The following is a 14,017-nucleotide window of genomic DNA, read 5'->3' as shown; positions in this document are numbered from 1 at the left end:
AAAAATGCCATAGTACCTTTGTAATAGAATTAATAAATCAAGGTATAATTTTATGAGCAACACCCTTCAATTAGTACATATCACAGTAGATGATTTGGCTAACCTATTAAGGAAAACTGTGGCTGAAGAAGTCAACAAAGTAATTGGTATTTTGTCTAAACAGGAAAAATCAAATGACCCCGAGCTTCTGACACGTGGTGAGGCTATGAAGCTTCTCGGAAAGTCTGCCCCCTATTTATGGAGGCTGGATAAAAAAGGAATTCTTCGGAGTAGAAAAATGGGTCGAAGTGTCTACTACTACAAAGAAGACATTTTCAACCATTTAAACCAAAATCAAGCAGTATAATAAGCCTGCTTAGTTTGAAAAAACTTCACTCGGCTGCGCAGCCTCTATTAAACATCAAAATTTATTAAAATCAGGTTCATGGGAATACCGTGCAGGTATTACTATGTCTATAAACTATTGTACAAATGAAAAATTTAGAAATTACTGGCAGCACAGAAGCAGCCAATACAATTAATGTAAATACTTTCCAAGCAACGAACAAACCAAAAGTTCACGATACAGTCTCTGTTGACAAGATACTGGCTGTAATAAAACATGGAGACAAAAACCTGCCCCTTATTCAGAATGCCAGGAAGCATGGGAAGGGCAGTGAGGAATATGTCAAAATAAAAACCTTTTATCTGCCCACAGTTCGATTCAATTTCCTTTTTGACAGCCATGCCAAGAATGAGAATATTATTGCCCCTACAGGGCTTATTTATCTTGATGCTGACAACGTCGACACTATTCCAGATAGTGAATACATATTTGCCAAATGGAAATCTCTTTCGGGGTTAGGATATGGCATACTTGCGCGTGTGGAGGGACTAACCAAAGACAACCATCATGAGACCTATAACTCACTTGCCAGCCTTATAGGTGTTAATGCTGATGCAGGAGGTAGGAAGGCTACCCAACAAACAGTCCTTTCTTATGACCCAGACCTATACTACAATGAAAACTCTAAAATATATGTATGTAAAAAGGTATCATTCACTAATATAAATAAAGAGAGAAAAGGTATAAGGGCTAATGATACTTTTTTGGATGAGGGTAAAATACGTTTCCATAATATTGGGGACTTTTTTACAGATGATACACCATACTTGATATTCAAAGACAAGGTATGTGTGTGCACTCCCTATATACCCAGAGTTATCCCAGAGGGTAAGAGAAATGCCACTATGTTTTATATACTTTGCCAGTATGCAGTTTTAAACCCCTTACAGGAAGCTTTTTTATATGGTATAGCTGAGCAAATCAACATAAACATGAAGCCCAATCTCTCCAAATATGAGATTACACAGATTGTTAGGAATGTGATTGCTGCGAGAAAGAGCAATACCTTAAAGAATTGCTGTACTCACCACCGAAAAATATTATTTAACCCGCAGCATCCTTTTTCTTTCCATCAAAAAATGGAGATAGTAACTTCTATATTAGGAGCTGAAAGAAGCCAAAAAACACTTCAGTTAATTTATCAGGTCTTGGAAACCTGGGATTTTGAAACCGATGGGAAAATAACTCAATCTAAAGTTGCTAAAATGGTCGGACGTGGAATAGCCACTATAAAAAGGCATTGGCACAATTTTGAGGATTATTCAGAATATTTAGGTCATTAAACCTATGTACTTCCGACAAAACAATTGATTATCAATAAAATACCTATTAATAGGTATTGTTTGTAAACAAAATTTTATGTTAATTTGATAGAGATTGTTAATCATATTAACGGGGAAGCTGAAAACCGACAGAGTAAGCCAACACAATAACTTTGAAAATATGTCAAAATGCAGACCAGAACCAACACCCACTGGACGTGATTTAATCGAAAAAGGTGTAATTCTCGAAGAATCTTTACTAAAAACTAAGAATGGAAATATTCTTTCGAGAGAGGAGGAAGTACGATATGTAGTATTAAAAATTCCATATGAACTTTTAAAAAATGACCCAGAGACTCAAATTGCTTTTAAAGACATTGTTCATATTAGTATAACGGAATAAAATAGCGGTTATGGAATATGCCTTACTCCCAAAATTTATTCAATTCGAATTGACTTATGCATGCAACAGTGGATGTATGTTCTGCTATAATCCAAGTCGAAAGAAGCAGACAAATGAAGAAACTATTGTTAGGGTCTTGAAAGAATTGAATCGTTATAGACTTGACCATGTGCAATTAATTGGTGGTGAAGTAACATTATTCAAAGAAAAGCTACCTTATTATTTAAGTCTTCTTGATAAAGTTAAAACAAGGTCTATGGTTACCAATGGAAGAACCTTTATTCCAGAAACTATTGAATATTTAGATGAAGTATATATCTCCATTCACGGAGACAAAGAAATGCATGAATCAATAACTCGGGTAAAAAATTCATTCGAAATAATTGAATCAACAATTTCAGAGTATGTAAAAGCAAATATTATAGTCAGTAGCGATACTGTATTAACCAGTCTAAATTATGACCAAATGTTTAATATTTGCGCCTATGCCTCTGAATTAGGGATGAAAAATATATTTGTAAACATATATCAGTCGGCAGGCTTAGGAACGAAAAAAGAAGGCGATTTAACTCCAAGCCTGAACGAGATAAGAATTGCGATTGGACAGTTAATCAAAGCAAAGGAAACACTTCCCCTTAATATTAATTTTGGCACTTCAACTCCCTATTGTTTAGACGAAAGATTAATAACAGAAGATTTAGCTTTTACTTGTGGAACGGGAAGTTGGTTCAGCTCTATTAATCCTTGGGGAGAATTAAGAATCTGTAATCAGTCAACAAAAAGTTATGGCAATGTTCTTGAAGAAGAGTTGGGTAGAATTTGGCACAAGAAAAAAATTGATGATGATTACCGAAATCTAAATTGGATTAAGTCTGTAGAACCTTGCAACAGCTGTGTCTTTAAATATGATTGCTTAGGTGGTTGTAGAATTAATGACAAAGGTGAGGCAAGAGTCGACCCTATTGTTAATAGGGAGCAAGATAAGTTGGTTACGCAAAACAGGTTGATAGAATTGTATAACCATTCGAAAAAAGTTATTCATTACGAAATAAATTAATCTTAAAGACTTTACTAAATTTAGTTATTTCATGAATAAGAAATTATATTAATCTCCACACACGACAATAAATCAGACACTTATGGATAAGATTATAGATTGGATTCCTGCAATCCTAATTTTGATTTCAATTATGACTATTGGACTTGTCATAATAGTTAAATATGGCAAGGACATTTTTAGTAAAGATTACAAATCAAATAATTCCTTACTTTGGGTAACCTCTTTACTTTTTATATTTATACTTATCATACACTTATTTAAAGAACAGGTTTGGACAGGCGATATGTTGAAAGTTTTAATAGGAATTCTCTTGGGTTCTGGAGCAAATGAGCTGAGTAAAATAAGTGGAGGTGAAAAAGGAAATACACTAAGGGACAATACTATAACAAATGCTATGATTATTCAGGCTTTAGGCGATGTAAATCAAAAAATTGAAAACTTTAAATCTGAGGTAAGTAAAATAGAACATGCTACTATAAATCAACACTCAACTATTGAAAAAAAGTTAGATTTGATAACGGAAGACTTTTTAAAACCCCAAATTAGAAAACCAGAAAGACTAAGATTAGAAACAGATGACCCAATTCTACTGGATAAGCTCAAAGAAATCCAAAATAACTCCGATAATTGGACATGGAAATGGATAGAAGAATGTATAAACTATCCAGAATTTCGCAAAAAAATAAATGACAAAATTCTGGAGATAGAAAAAGAGGGATGGAAAACATCTTTTCTAAGTTTTGATAATACAGCGAGAGGGATCCATATAAATTTAGAGTTGGAAAAATCTTTTAAATAGACAAAGTTCCACATTTGAAATATTCGCTTAAATACCTTCTATTAATTTATCAATTACTTGACTTTTATACATCATCTGAATAATAATTTTTTCCGTATAGCTAACTTGTTTAAGATATTTACCAATAATAGTAAGTTCTTTTTCGGTTGGCACCCCATTACAATTAGCATATTCAAACACCAACATCATTAGAAACTCTTTCTGAAGGTCTGGAAGCGATTTTAACAGCCTCAATACACCCGAGCCTCCAACAGTGTCAAGATAAGGCACACAATCAACCATAACCACTTCAAAGTCCTTCGCACATTGCTCTATAAATAGGATTTTGGGTTCTTGCTCTTCTTTTGGAAAGGAGGTAACTGTTATCATGTAAAGAAACAAAAGAATTGATTTCTTTTGCTCTAAAGACAGCCTGCCCTCATCCTCTTGATGTAATGATGTTAAGCCTATCATTTTATAAGCTTTGTAGGGATTTTAAAAAGGTTTTATCATCATTAAGCCTATCATCAATTACATTTACGATTTTTACCATTGCAGGCTTGATATTTTGATATTGTATGGTGTCATACCCCGCAGTTAACTCAAGATAGGAATTCCTTATTTTGTTTTGCTCATCGACTGGTATGTTGGTATCAAAGAAAGAATAAATATATAAGTTGGTATAAGATATATTGAAACTAACAGCATTAGTTATCTCTAAGTCGTAAATACTTATCATCTGAGCCGATTTATATTTAAGTTCATCAACACTTAATTTAAAAGTGTTTTTATTTTCACGGCTTATATTACCTTCTATTATTGCGCTCCTGTGTTTTACTACAGGTGCTTTATCCAAATACAAACTTTTATATTGCTTATGTTTTTCTTCTGCCAGATTTAATATCTCAGCAAATAATAAGTCCCCATCAATTTTATAGACACTAAAGGCATTGAGGGTTTTAAGCCTGTTTACTATTATTGCAGCAGCTATTAAAAAAGCATGATATTTACCCGCAGGAGTTAACTCACCAACATTAGTTTCTAATTGACTGGTAGTGATACTATTTGCATATTCTATCTTATTTATAATCAAAGGAATGGGATTAGCTTTCTTTTTCTTGACTGATTTTTTTGGGGGAACTGGTACAACTGGGTGTAAAACATTTTTTGGCACTTCTTCTTCTATAGTTTCTTCTAAAGCTTTTTTAGACGTCGACCTGCTTATGAAGTATAAAACAATCCCTAAGATTAATGCTCCTATAACAACTGCCCCCGTCTCTGGTTTAGAACCTGTACGATATTGTAATGCTATTACTTCGAAAATTGTCATAAACTATTGCTTTATATAAATTGCCTGTGCAGGACTATTCACCCACTTTATCTGAGTATCTGTAACCTTTTGAAACTCATAAGAAGTCGTATTACTCCCTATAGTAACATTAACGGTATAGTTTGCGTTAGTTGTTTCTTCATCTACATGGGTGTACACATCTGTACCTTCATAAATGGCAAGGCTTTCTTTATTACAAGCCGACTGACTTAAGGCAATTACACATACATCATCTGAAGTGAATTTGAAACCATAAGAAGTAGTTCCTTCAAGATACCAGTTACCTCTTATCCATGAAGGCGGGTTGATAGAGTTTTCATTTTGGTTCACTGAGCCATTGTCGTCAGAGCCTGAACAGCTAATAAGTATTGGTACTAAAATAAGAAGAAATTTTTTTTTCATAATAAAGTAGATTGATTTCAGCAAATATAAAAAAATCAGACGAATAATGCACGCATTTTAAATCATTGACTTAAATGCATGATTGATGGTTCTTTATAGTTATGAAAAATGAGGTGACAAAAATTGTCGGACAGAATATTAAGGATACCATAAAAGCTAAAAATTTTAAGGTAAGAATTGTTGCTTCAAATGCTAATATGGATGTAGAAACATTCCGTAAATATCAGAATGGCGTAATGGAAATGGGAATAGAAAAAGCTGTAAGGATTGCTAAAGCTTTGGAAATAGAAGTAGGAGACCTCTTTAAAGGGGTATAAAATACCTACCTCTCATATCTGAAAATAGGCAATAAGTAAAATATAAAGCTGAAGTAATACTTTGTAATCTTTATATATCCGTAAATTTATAATTTACATGTAAATAACAGCCCCCCAAGATAAGCCGAGTAAACAGCATTTTTAGACATAGCTGGGATAAGCAATAACTCTATAGTATATATTATATTGTTTTTTATACAAAATATATCTTATCTCTATACCTCAGTAGAGTCCGTATTTGAAACCGCCCCTATGCAAGGCAAATCTTCCCCACCCCGCCCCAAAATATAGAGAAACCTATTTTCAAATACATTACAGCAAACTGCCAGAAAAATGCCTTTCAAGAAATTTCAAATCATTAAAAAAAGATAAAAAAAGGGAAAGTCGTGAATTATTCGTGAATAAAAAAACCTAACCAGTTAGTTTATAACTGATTAGGCTTCAAATGAGTAGCGAAGACGGGAGTTGAACCCGTGACCTCAGGGTTATGAATCCTGCGCTCTAACCGACTGAGCTACCTCGCCATTTTTCGGTTATTCTTACAAGCAGGTTGCTTGCTGAATGCGGGTGCAAATATAGTACTTTATTCAATTTGTCCAAACATATTTGTGCCAAAAAAATTATTTTTTCAAATGTTTTTTTTTGAATGTTAAAAATTATATATTTCCAAAAATTTTGACGCAATGGACGAAAAAATAAAGTATGAATTGGAATTTCCGATAACATCTTCGCCTCAACTGCTTTACCAATATATATCTACACCTTCCGGCCTATCCGAATGGTTTGCCGACAATGTAAACTCGCGTGGTGAGTTTTTCACTTTCATCTGGAATGATACTGAAGAAAAAGCACGCCTGTCTTCTAAGAAGAATGGTGAAAAGGTAAAGTTCCGCTGGGTAGACGAAAATAACAACGATGGTGATTACTTTTTTGAGCTACGCATTTTGGTAGACGAAATCACTAAAGACGTATCGCTGCTTGTGGTAGACTTTGCAGAAGAGGAAGATGTACAGGAATCTAAACAGCTATGGGAAAACCAGATTTCCGACCTGAAACATGTTTTAGGCTCGGTTTAAGGTTTTACAATATTATAGAGTATATTTGCCCTGAATTTTTTCAGGGCTTTTTTTATGATTAATTACAACGGCAGCCTTACAGCTGATACGGCCATAGCATTAGAGGAAAACAGGGGATTTTTATACGGTGATGCCGTTTTTGACACCTTTAAGGTGCTGGATGGAAAAATACTGTTCCTGGAAGATCACTACTTCAGGCTTATGGCGTCGGTACGTATAGTACGTATGGAAATCCCGTTGCACTTCACCATTGAATACCTGCAGGAACAGGTTAACGCACTTGTATCGCAGCTGCCCGCAGCGCCGTCTTATCGCGTACGTATAACATTTTTCCGCAAGACCGGAGGCAAATACATGCCCACCACCCGCGAAACCGAATTTATCATTAAAGCAGAGCCACTACAGGAAACCCTGTACAGCATAGCCGACACGCCGTATGAAGTAGAGCTGTATAAGGATTTCTACATATCAAAGCAGCTGATATCTACCCTAAAGACAAACAACCGCATTTTAAACGTCACTGCAAGCATTTTTGCCTATGAAAACGGGTACAACAGCTGCCTGATGGTAAACGACGATAAAAACGTAATTGAAGCGCAATACGGCAACCTGTTTATGCTTACCGGTAACAAACTGGTAACACCACCAATAACCGACGGATGCCTAAACGGTATAATGCGTAAGCAGGTACTGGAACTGGCCCGTAAAACCGAAGGTCTGGAAGTAACCGAAGCCTCCATATCACCTTTTGACCTGCAAAAGGCCGACGAACTATTTATTACCAATGTAATAACAGGCGTGCAGCCCATAACGCGCTACCGCAAAAAGGATTTTACCACGGCTACTGCCAAAGAAATCGTTAAGCGCCTTAATGCTAAGATAAGGCTTGGCTAAAAACTGTTGGTTAATTTAATGCAGGATTCTCCGGGGCGTTACTCCATATAATGTAGTCGCCACCCAGTTCCATAATCTTCTCTTTCCAGAAAGCGTTGCTTGATTTATCTATTATGCGGTGCTGGTAGCTGTTTTGCGATACTATCCACGAACTGTCTTCCAGCTCTTCTTCAAGCTGGTTTGCAGACCACCCGCTGTACCCCAGGAAAAACCTGATATTACCCTTACTTATCCTGCCCTGGTTAATCATATCCTTAGCCAGTTCAAAATCACCACCCCAGTAAATACCGTTAGATATTTCAATGCTTTCCGGTATCAGTTCAGGCACGTTGTGTATAAAATACAGGTTGTCCTGCTCTACCGGGCCGCCATTGTATATCTTAAAGTGGGCATTTACCTCAGGAAGGAGGTCGTTAATGGTAAAATCGAGAGGTTTGTTCAGGATAAAGCCTACCGAACCCTCGGCACTATGATCGGCAAGCAACACCACCGACCTGTTGAAAGAAAGATCTCCTATTGTGGAAGGCTCTGCCACAAGCAGGTAGCCTTTTTGGGGTTTTAGTGAAATCATACTCTTGCAATTTGAACTAAATTTAACAAAAAAAAGTCAGCTTCAAAAAATTTTTGCAGAGTTTTAAAAAAAAAGCTTCCCAAAATTTGGGAAGCTTTTCAGTATCTTACAAATACGCTTAACCGTTTACGTGTCCGTCTAGTTCGGCACCCGGCTTAAACTTAACCACATTCTTAGCAGCGATGCTGATAGATTTGCCGGTTTGTGGGTTCCTGCCTTCCCTGGCAGCCCTGCCAGAAACAGAGAATGAGCCAAAGCCTACAAGTGATACCCTTCCACCGTCTTTAAGAGCGTTACTTACGTTTGAAACGAATGACTCCAGTGCTTTTTTAGCGGCGCCTTTAGATATACCTGCATCAGCAGCAATAGCGTCGATTAATTCTGATTTGTTCATAATTAAATGTAATTAATTGTTTGGTTAAAAATATCTTTTTTCCAATTCCTGTCCTACAAATTTAACAGGATTTACGAATGACACAAGTAAATAATGACGATTTGATTTTAATTGTTGATAACTTTTTTCATAATGTTAATAAACATAGTTGTTTTATTAAAATTCTCTAAAAATTACTATAAAATGCCGTATTAATTCGCCTTTGCTTCTTCTGTAAACACCATACCGTTAAGCAGTTCTGAGGCCGTCATCCTGCGTTTTCCGGGGAATTGCAGGCTTTTTAAAACCAAAAAACCGTCAGTTGTATATACAACAATTTGTTTATTTATTACAATCAGGCTACCGGGTGTGTTATTATGCTCCTGTTTTTCAAACGAAGCTTCGTACACTTTTACATTCCACTCCTCCCCTTTATCAGCTATAAATGTCCATGCTGCCGGATAAGGCGACAATCCCCTCACCTGGTTATAAATTTCCTGCCCGGGGCGGCCCCAGTCGATTTTACAATTGTCTTTATTGAGCTTATAAGCTGTTTTTATATCGCCATCCTGTGGCTGTAAAGTTGTCTGCACATTATCCGCTTCTATAAGTACCAATGTTTTTATCACCGCATCCTTACCCAGCTCCATAAGGCGGTCGTGCAACTGCCCTGCAGTTTCATCTGCACCAATTTCGGTTTCCTCCTTAAGTATCATGGCACCGGTATCTATTTTATCGTCTATGAAAAAAGTGGTAACACCCGTACGCTCCTCGCCATTAATCACAGCCCAGTTTATAGGAGCAGCTCCCCTGTACTGTGGCAACAGCGACGCATGCAGGTTAAACGTACCAAACTCAGGCATCCTCCACACTGCTTCCGGTAGCATGCGGAATGCTACTACCACTTGCAGGTTGGCTCCAAGGGATTTCAGTTCCGCCAGGAAAGCCTCATCTTTAAGATTGGTAGGCTGTAGCAGTGTAAGTCCTTTTTCCAGTGCATATTCCTTTACGGCGCTGTATTTTATCTTCTGGCCGCGGCCTGCCGGTTTATCGGGTGCGGTAATTACCCCTACAATATCATAATTACGCTGATAAATGGCATCGAGTATACCCACGGCAAATTCGGGCGTACCCATAAAAACTATCTTAAGCTTGTTCATTATACAAGTATATATTCGTTATTGGTATTCATTGTTATCCTCCTTGCATTTAAAAGGAGCTGTATAGCCTGCACCGCCTCATCGGGCAACAGGGCAAGCTCCTGCTCTATACCCCGCGAAGATAAGGGCTTTTGCCCAAGCAGCCCTAATATGGCCGTAGCAGTTTCTATAGGGCTTTGTGGCGGGCGTTTCTGCGTAATGCAATACGAGCAGATGCCGCAATCTTCCTCCACTTCTTCATCAAAATATTCCAGTATCAGGCGGCTTTTGCAATGGGCAACATCGGTTACATACTGCACCACGCTATCAAACTGTTCTTTTTTAATGGTATTTTGCTGTTCAAGGTATTTGGCAATACGGTTTATTGTATGGTCATCTTCACGCACCTCATTAAATACAATACTACTGTCATTACCCAAGGCCCTTAACGAAAGCGCTCCCTGAGCTTCCATACGGCGCAGCATTTGCATAAAAGTATCAACAGATACTTTGGCCTTGCCAGCCACCATACCCGTATTAACCGCTGTTTCCATATCAAAGATGCCGGTATAGCTTCGCAGCAAAACCAACACTGCCTCTTCATCTGCCGGGTTAAGGCTTGTATAACGCACCACTTCCCTACTAGAAATGATGAACTGCACGTACACTTTCTCCGTAAACTCCTGCGAAAGCGTAAGCACCCCCTGCCTGTCCAGGAACTGGAGGGCATGATATGCCTTTACCGCAGGGAAATTATATTTTTTGCAGAAATCATTAAAATTGAACGGGTATACCTCACCCGGGCCTTCGCCATAGGCAATCTGTAAAAAAGCATTCAGTTTCAGGTACACCTGCTTTAGGAAGGCCTTATCGGCAAGCCCGTCAATAAACTGTGCTTTTGCCATGGTAATATCGGTAGGATGCATCAGCACCACACCAAAACTCTTCTCCCCGTTCCGGCCTGCGCGGCCTGCCTCCTGGTAATAGCTTTCCAGATTTTCGGGTAGCTGTATGTGGGTCACCGTTTTTACATCAGGCTTGTCTATCCCCATCCCGAAAGCATTGGTAGCCACTACCACCTGGCATTCGTTGTGCAGCCAGGCCTGCATATTAGCCTCCTTCTCCTTTTCTTTTAAGCCCCCATGGTAATAGGTAGCCGTAAAACCCATAGACTGCAACTGGCGCGATACATCTACACAGGCACGTCGGTTCCGTACATATACGATAGCCGAGCCTGTATTTTTAGCAAGTATCTGTTGCAGGCGGGTAAGTTTGTCTTCGCACTCAAATACCATATAGGCGATATTCGGGCGGGCAAAGGACTTTTTAAATACCTGTGGATTGTTCAGCCCCAGGTGTTTTATAACATCTTCCTGCACTCTCTCCGTGGCCGAAGCCGTAAGTGCTATAAAAGGTACTTTAGGTAAATGCTTTTTAAGTGCCGAAATTTTAAGATACGCCGGACGGAAATCGTGTCCCCATTGTGATACGCAATGGGCTTCGTCTATAGCCACAAGGTTTATGGGCAACTCCTTAATACGGTCTACTATCCAATCAGCTTCCAGTCTTTCGGGTGAAAGGTACAGGAATTTATACCCCCCAAATTTGCAGTTATCAAGCTGGTTGCTTATTTCGTCTTCGCTGATGCCACCGGTAAGTGCTATAGCCTTTATATCTTTTTTTTGCAGGTTTTGCACCTGGTCTTTCATCAGAGCAATGAGCGGAGATACCACAAGGCAAATCCCTTCCTGCATCATGGCCGGCACCTGGAAACAAACCGACTTACCCCCGCCCGTAGGCATAAGGGCAAAGGTATCCCGGCCGCTGAGCACTGCGGCTATGATTTCTTCCTGCGGCGGCCTGAAGCTGCTGTGATTCCAGTATTTTTTAAGGATTTGTAATGCCTCTTGCTGCATACTATTTAAAAAGATGCCCTAAGATAAAAAGAATTCTGTTCTCAGGTGTATCTTTTGGTACTTCTGTAAGGTCGTAACCATACTTACGGTAGGTTTCCTGCAGGTGTTGGGCTATTAGTTTCGCCTGCTCATAATTTTCGTATCGGGCTTCATCGGCAGTATAAATTTCTTCCCACGGCGGCAAAAAGAATATTTTGTGGTATACGTGGTCTTTACACGCCTGATCAAAAAACGGCGGATACGAATCTCCTATATAATGCATGTAGGCCAGTACATCGGGTATACCGCGATCTATAAATACGACATCGGCTTCTTCAGCAAGGGCGTTGTGGAATTGCTTCTTGCGGCCTTCCAACAACAGTTCACTAAACAACAGCGGCTTTTCCAGGAACAGCTGCTCTATACCCTGCCTGCGTGCCTCAAGGGTTACCTCGCGCGAAATTTCGGGGTAGCATATATAGCCCTGCCCTTCCAGCTTTTCTATAAGTGTGGTCTTTCCGCTTCCGGGACCGCCAATTAATACTACAACCTGTTTGCCCACTGTTTTGTTTTATAAAGCCGCAAAGGTAATTAAAGCACGCCAATTACAAAAACGGCTTTATAAACCCCTACAAAAACAAAAAACCACAAAAAATGTTAAAATCAGGAAATAAATTCACAAAAATCACTCAACATCATTTCATTATAAAAAAATATATGTATATTTATGGAGAAGTTTAATGAATAATGGGAGCACGCTATGAAGAAGTTAATGACATTTGCCGGATTTGAGGCGGCTGTAGACGAGCGCTACAGCAAAAAGAGGTACGCATCTTACCGTTCTTTTAAAACAAAAAACACACTGATGGTTTATATACAGGTTGCTATTGCACTGGCGGTAAGTATCAGGTTACTTTATATTTTCCTGTAAGCACGGCTTATATGGAAAAGGGAAGCCCTACGCTTAGCGTAGGGCTTTTTAGATTAATCATAAGATCCACTGAAAACAATTAATTTACTTTCAATTTTACCTAATATATCTTTCAAATTACCTACATTTTGGGAATTTTCATCAAAATATCTTTCATATACTATCTTTAAATTTCCTGCGTACTGAACAGAAAATATCTTAACCTCAAATATTTTTTTCCTGATTGTTGAAGCTTTTACTATAATTTCTTTAGTTTCAATAGTAATTTCTAATTTGCCACTTAGTTTAGAAATTTCATACAATAAAGGATAAACAATTTGATTAGAAATATGCCTGAAGTCAGCCTCTATTTGCTCTTTTTCACAAAATTCATTATAGGTATTATAAGCATTAGTAAAATCACGATATATTTTTGCTATTGGCAAATCATTTATTTTATCTTGATAAATCACTTTCAATCTTTCATATTCCATCACACATAAATTAGCCAAAGAATCTAGCAGTTCACTTATATAAATATGCCGTTTTACTTTATCATTAATATGATTATCATACTTGAATTTTAACTCTTTAAAACATTTAGAATAAAAATCTATAAAGTTATTTAAGTCTAAAAACAGTTTTTCCCAATCACGATCATATTTAAAAAAATGTTGGATGGCTTTAAAATTCATTAGCAAGTCCATTCCTAAAATCCTACTAAAGCTATCATTAGTAAGAAAAGCAACAGTATTTGCTTGCTCTGGTTTGGATAATTCCAAATTGAAAAACTCATGCAAATTTTCACCTTGTGATTCTATACTAAATACTGTTTCATTTAGTAATGCTTTGAGTAATGTCAATCTATTTCTTAAATCTTCCTCTTCTTGCTTATCCTTTAAAAATTTATCTTTCGTAATTTGATGTCTTTGCTCTGCCATACCATACAAAACAAACATAATTGTTAAGAAAGAAAGTATTCCGCTTATTAAAGTTCCATATCCTGATACTTCCTGTCCATTGTATTCTATTTGTAAAAAAGCGGGATTTTCTGTATCATTAATTACATCTATTGTAAAAACAATGACAAGTAGAATAAAAATTACTGCAATAATACCACACACCCATTTATAAATTGTAAACTTACTCATCAAAACTTATTTGTTGGTTATACGTTAAAAGTAGTGCTTTTAATCAAATCTCAACACTAAATTGTCATAAC

18 protein-coding genes and 1 tRNA gene are annotated in these 14,017 nt (G+C 37.4%); 9 read left to right on the top strand and 10 right to left on the bottom strand.

All coding sequences use genetic code 11. The features are described from left to right. Positions 1–52 precede the first annotated feature (52 nt). The 5 genes from ACZIX4_RS02045 (at position 53) to ACZIX4_RS02025 (ending at position 3,909) form a co-directional block, all read left to right on the top strand. Positions 53–346: a helix-turn-helix transcriptional regulator gene (locus ACZIX4_RS02045; RefSeq protein ID WP_463333949.1), complete on the top strand. Its 294-nt coding sequence runs from the start codon at positions 53–55 to the stop codon at positions 344–346. Between the two features lie 125 nt (positions 347–471). Next, the gene (locus ACZIX4_RS02040; RefSeq protein WP_463333948.1) at positions 472–1,668 is read left to right on the top strand and encodes a BT4734/BF3469 family protein; all 1,197 of its coding nucleotides are present in this window, start codon (positions 472–474) and stop codon (positions 1,666–1,668) included. Positions 1,669–1,828: 160 nt separating this feature from the next. Further along, complete coding sequence (locus ACZIX4_RS02035) at positions 1,829–2,050, top strand: hypothetical protein (protein ID WP_463333947.1); 222 nt, start codon at positions 1,829–1,831, stop codon at positions 2,048–2,050. Positions 2,051–2,060: 10 nt separating this feature from the next. After that, a complete protein-coding gene (locus ACZIX4_RS02030; RefSeq protein ID WP_463333946.1) occupies positions 2,061–3,107 on the top strand; it encodes a radical SAM protein in 1,047 nt (348 codons plus the stop codon). Between the two features lie 82 nt (positions 3,108–3,189). After that, positions 3,190–3,909: a hypothetical protein gene (locus tag ACZIX4_RS02025; protein ID WP_463333945.1), complete on the top strand. Its 720-nt coding sequence runs from the start codon at positions 3,190–3,192 to the stop codon at positions 3,907–3,909. Between the two features lie 27 nt (positions 3,910–3,936). Here ACZIX4_RS02025 and ACZIX4_RS02020 read toward each other — a convergent pair whose 3' ends face one another. From ACZIX4_RS02020 to ACZIX4_RS02010, 3 genes are read right to left on the bottom strand one after another with little or no spacing between them, the layout of a single operon-like run. Continuing rightward, positions 3,937–4,362 carry a hypothetical protein gene (locus ACZIX4_RS02020; protein WP_463333944.1) on the bottom strand — a complete coding sequence of 142 codons (426 nt, stop codon included), beginning with the start codon at positions 4,360–4,362 and terminating at the stop codon, positions 3,937–3,939. 1 nt (position 4,363) lies between these two features. Beyond that, positions 4,364–5,218, bottom strand: coding sequence for a hypothetical protein (locus ACZIX4_RS02015; RefSeq protein WP_463333943.1), 855 nt, complete (start codon positions 5,216–5,218; stop codon positions 4,364–4,366). Between the two features lie 3 nt (positions 5,219–5,221). Then, positions 5,222–5,620: a hypothetical protein gene (locus ACZIX4_RS02010; protein ID WP_463333942.1), complete on the bottom strand. Its 399-nt coding sequence runs from the start codon at positions 5,618–5,620 to the stop codon at positions 5,222–5,224. 101 nt (positions 5,621–5,721) lie between these two features. Here ACZIX4_RS02010 and ACZIX4_RS02005 point away from each other — a divergent pair, with 101 nt between their 5' ends. Next, positions 5,722–5,937, top strand: coding sequence for a helix-turn-helix domain-containing protein (locus ACZIX4_RS02005; protein ID WP_463333941.1), 216 nt, complete (start codon positions 5,722–5,724; stop codon positions 5,935–5,937). 450 nt (positions 5,938–6,387) lie between these two features. Here ACZIX4_RS02005 and ACZIX4_RS02000 read toward each other — a convergent pair. Then, positions 6,388–6,461: transfer RNA gene (locus ACZIX4_RS02000), tRNA-Met, on the bottom strand. A 159-nt stretch (positions 6,462–6,620) separates the two neighbouring features. On the opposite strand from ACZIX4_RS02000, the gene ACZIX4_RS01995 reads away from it, so the two are divergent. Next, positions 6,621–7,013: an START-like domain-containing protein gene (locus ACZIX4_RS01995; RefSeq protein ID WP_463333940.1), complete on the top strand. Its 393-nt coding sequence runs from the start codon at positions 6,621–6,623 to the stop codon at positions 7,011–7,013. Positions 7,014–7,067: 54 nt separating this feature from the next. Then, the gene (locus ACZIX4_RS01990) at positions 7,068–7,907 is read left to right on the top strand and encodes an aminotransferase class IV (RefSeq protein ID WP_463333939.1); all 840 of its coding nucleotides are present in this window, start codon (positions 7,068–7,070) and stop codon (positions 7,905–7,907) included. A gap of 10 nt (positions 7,908–7,917) precedes the next feature. On the opposite strand, the gene ACZIX4_RS01985 is transcribed toward ACZIX4_RS01990, so the two are convergent. From ACZIX4_RS01985 to ACZIX4_RS01965, 5 genes are all read right to left on the bottom strand, one after another. Then, positions 7,918–8,478, bottom strand: a complete 561-nt coding sequence (locus ACZIX4_RS01985) for a YqgE/AlgH family protein (protein WP_463333938.1) — start codon at positions 8,476–8,478, stop codon at positions 7,918–7,920. Between the two features lie 118 nt (positions 8,479–8,596). After that, complete coding sequence (locus ACZIX4_RS01980) at positions 8,597–8,872, bottom strand: HU family DNA-binding protein (RefSeq protein WP_411407096.1); 276 nt, start codon at positions 8,870–8,872, stop codon at positions 8,597–8,599. Positions 8,873–9,063: 191 nt separating this feature from the next. Next, the gene (gene fmt, locus ACZIX4_RS01975) at positions 9,064–10,011 is read right to left on the bottom strand and encodes a methionyl-tRNA formyltransferase (RefSeq protein ID WP_463333937.1); all 948 of its coding nucleotides are present in this window, start codon (positions 10,009–10,011) and stop codon (positions 9,064–9,066) included. After that, positions 10,011–11,906, bottom strand: coding sequence for a RecQ family ATP-dependent DNA helicase (locus ACZIX4_RS01970; protein ID WP_463333936.1), 1,896 nt, complete (start codon positions 11,904–11,906; stop codon positions 10,011–10,013). Before ACZIX4_RS01970 ends, fmt begins: the two co-directional genes overlap by 1 nt. 1 nt (position 11,907) lies before the next feature. Continuing rightward, complete coding sequence (locus tag ACZIX4_RS01965) at positions 11,908–12,447, bottom strand: AAA family ATPase (RefSeq protein WP_463333935.1); 540 nt, start codon at positions 12,445–12,447, stop codon at positions 11,908–11,910. A gap of 198 nt (positions 12,448–12,645) precedes the next feature. Between ACZIX4_RS01965 and ACZIX4_RS01960 the strand changes: the two genes are divergently transcribed. Then, entirely contained in the window at positions 12,646–12,816 is a 171-nt protein-coding gene (locus ACZIX4_RS01960; protein WP_463333934.1) for a hypothetical protein, read from the top strand. 53 nt (positions 12,817–12,869) lie between these two features. Here ACZIX4_RS01960 and ACZIX4_RS01955 read toward each other — a convergent pair whose 3' ends face one another. Further along, positions 12,870–13,946, bottom strand: coding sequence for a hypothetical protein (locus tag ACZIX4_RS01955; protein ID WP_463333933.1), 1,077 nt, complete (start codon positions 13,944–13,946; stop codon positions 12,870–12,872). Positions 13,947–14,017 lie beyond the last annotated feature (71 nt).

It is taken from the genome of Flavobacterium niveum (assembly GCF_055231775.1).
The sequence above is the reverse complement of the archived record's forward strand: the minus strand, read 5'-3'. Positions and strand labels throughout refer to the sequence as shown.

Coding starts and splice junctions, on each gene's coding strand:
- ACZIX4_RS02045 (WP_463333949.1), top strand. CDS start 53: ATGAGCAACACCCTTCAATTAGTACATATCACAGTAGATGATTTGGCT.
- ACZIX4_RS02040 (WP_463333948.1), top strand. CDS start 472: ATGAAAAATTTAGAAATTACTGGCAGCACAGAAGCAGCCAATACAATT.
- ACZIX4_RS02035 (WP_463333947.1), top strand. CDS start 1,829: ATGTCAAAATGCAGACCAGAACCAACACCCACTGGACGTGATTTAATC.
- ACZIX4_RS02030 (WP_463333946.1), top strand. CDS start 2,061: ATGGAATATGCCTTACTCCCAAAATTTATTCAATTCGAATTGACTTAT.
- ACZIX4_RS02025 (WP_463333945.1), top strand. CDS start 3,190: ATGGATAAGATTATAGATTGGATTCCTGCAATCCTAATTTTGATTTCA.
- ACZIX4_RS02020 (WP_463333944.1), bottom strand. CDS start 4,362: ATGATAGGCTTAACATCATTACATCAAGAGGATGAGGGCAGGCTGTCT.
- ACZIX4_RS02015 (WP_463333943.1), bottom strand. CDS start 5,218: ATGACAATTTTCGAAGTAATAGCATTACAATATCGTACAGGTTCTAAA.
- ACZIX4_RS02010 (WP_463333942.1), bottom strand. CDS start 5,620: ATGAAAAAAAAATTTCTTCTTATTTTAGTACCAATACTTATTAGCTGT.
- ACZIX4_RS02005 (WP_463333941.1), top strand. CDS start 5,722: ATGAAAAATGAGGTGACAAAAATTGTCGGACAGAATATTAAGGATACC.
- ACZIX4_RS01995 (WP_463333940.1), top strand. CDS start 6,621: ATGGACGAAAAAATAAAGTATGAATTGGAATTTCCGATAACATCTTCG.
- ACZIX4_RS01990 (WP_463333939.1), top strand. CDS start 7,068: ATGATTAATTACAACGGCAGCCTTACAGCTGATACGGCCATAGCATTA.
- ACZIX4_RS01985 (WP_463333938.1), bottom strand. CDS start 8,478: ATGATTTCACTAAAACCCCAAAAAGGCTACCTGCTTGTGGCAGAGCCT.
- ACZIX4_RS01980 (WP_411407096.1), bottom strand. CDS start 8,872: ATGAACAAATCAGAATTAATCGACGCTATTGCTGCTGATGCAGGTATA.
- fmt (WP_463333937.1), bottom strand. CDS start 10,011: ATGAACAAGCTTAAGATAGTTTTTATGGGTACGCCCGAATTTGCCGTG.
- ACZIX4_RS01970 (WP_463333936.1), bottom strand. CDS start 11,906: ATGCAGCAAGAGGCATTACAAATCCTTAAAAAATACTGGAATCACAGC.
- ACZIX4_RS01960 (WP_463333934.1), top strand. CDS start 12,646: ATGAAGAAGTTAATGACATTTGCCGGATTTGAGGCGGCTGTAGACGAG.
- ACZIX4_RS01955 (WP_463333933.1), bottom strand. CDS start 13,946: ATGAGTAAGTTTACAATTTATAAATGGGTGTGTGGTATTATTGCAGTA.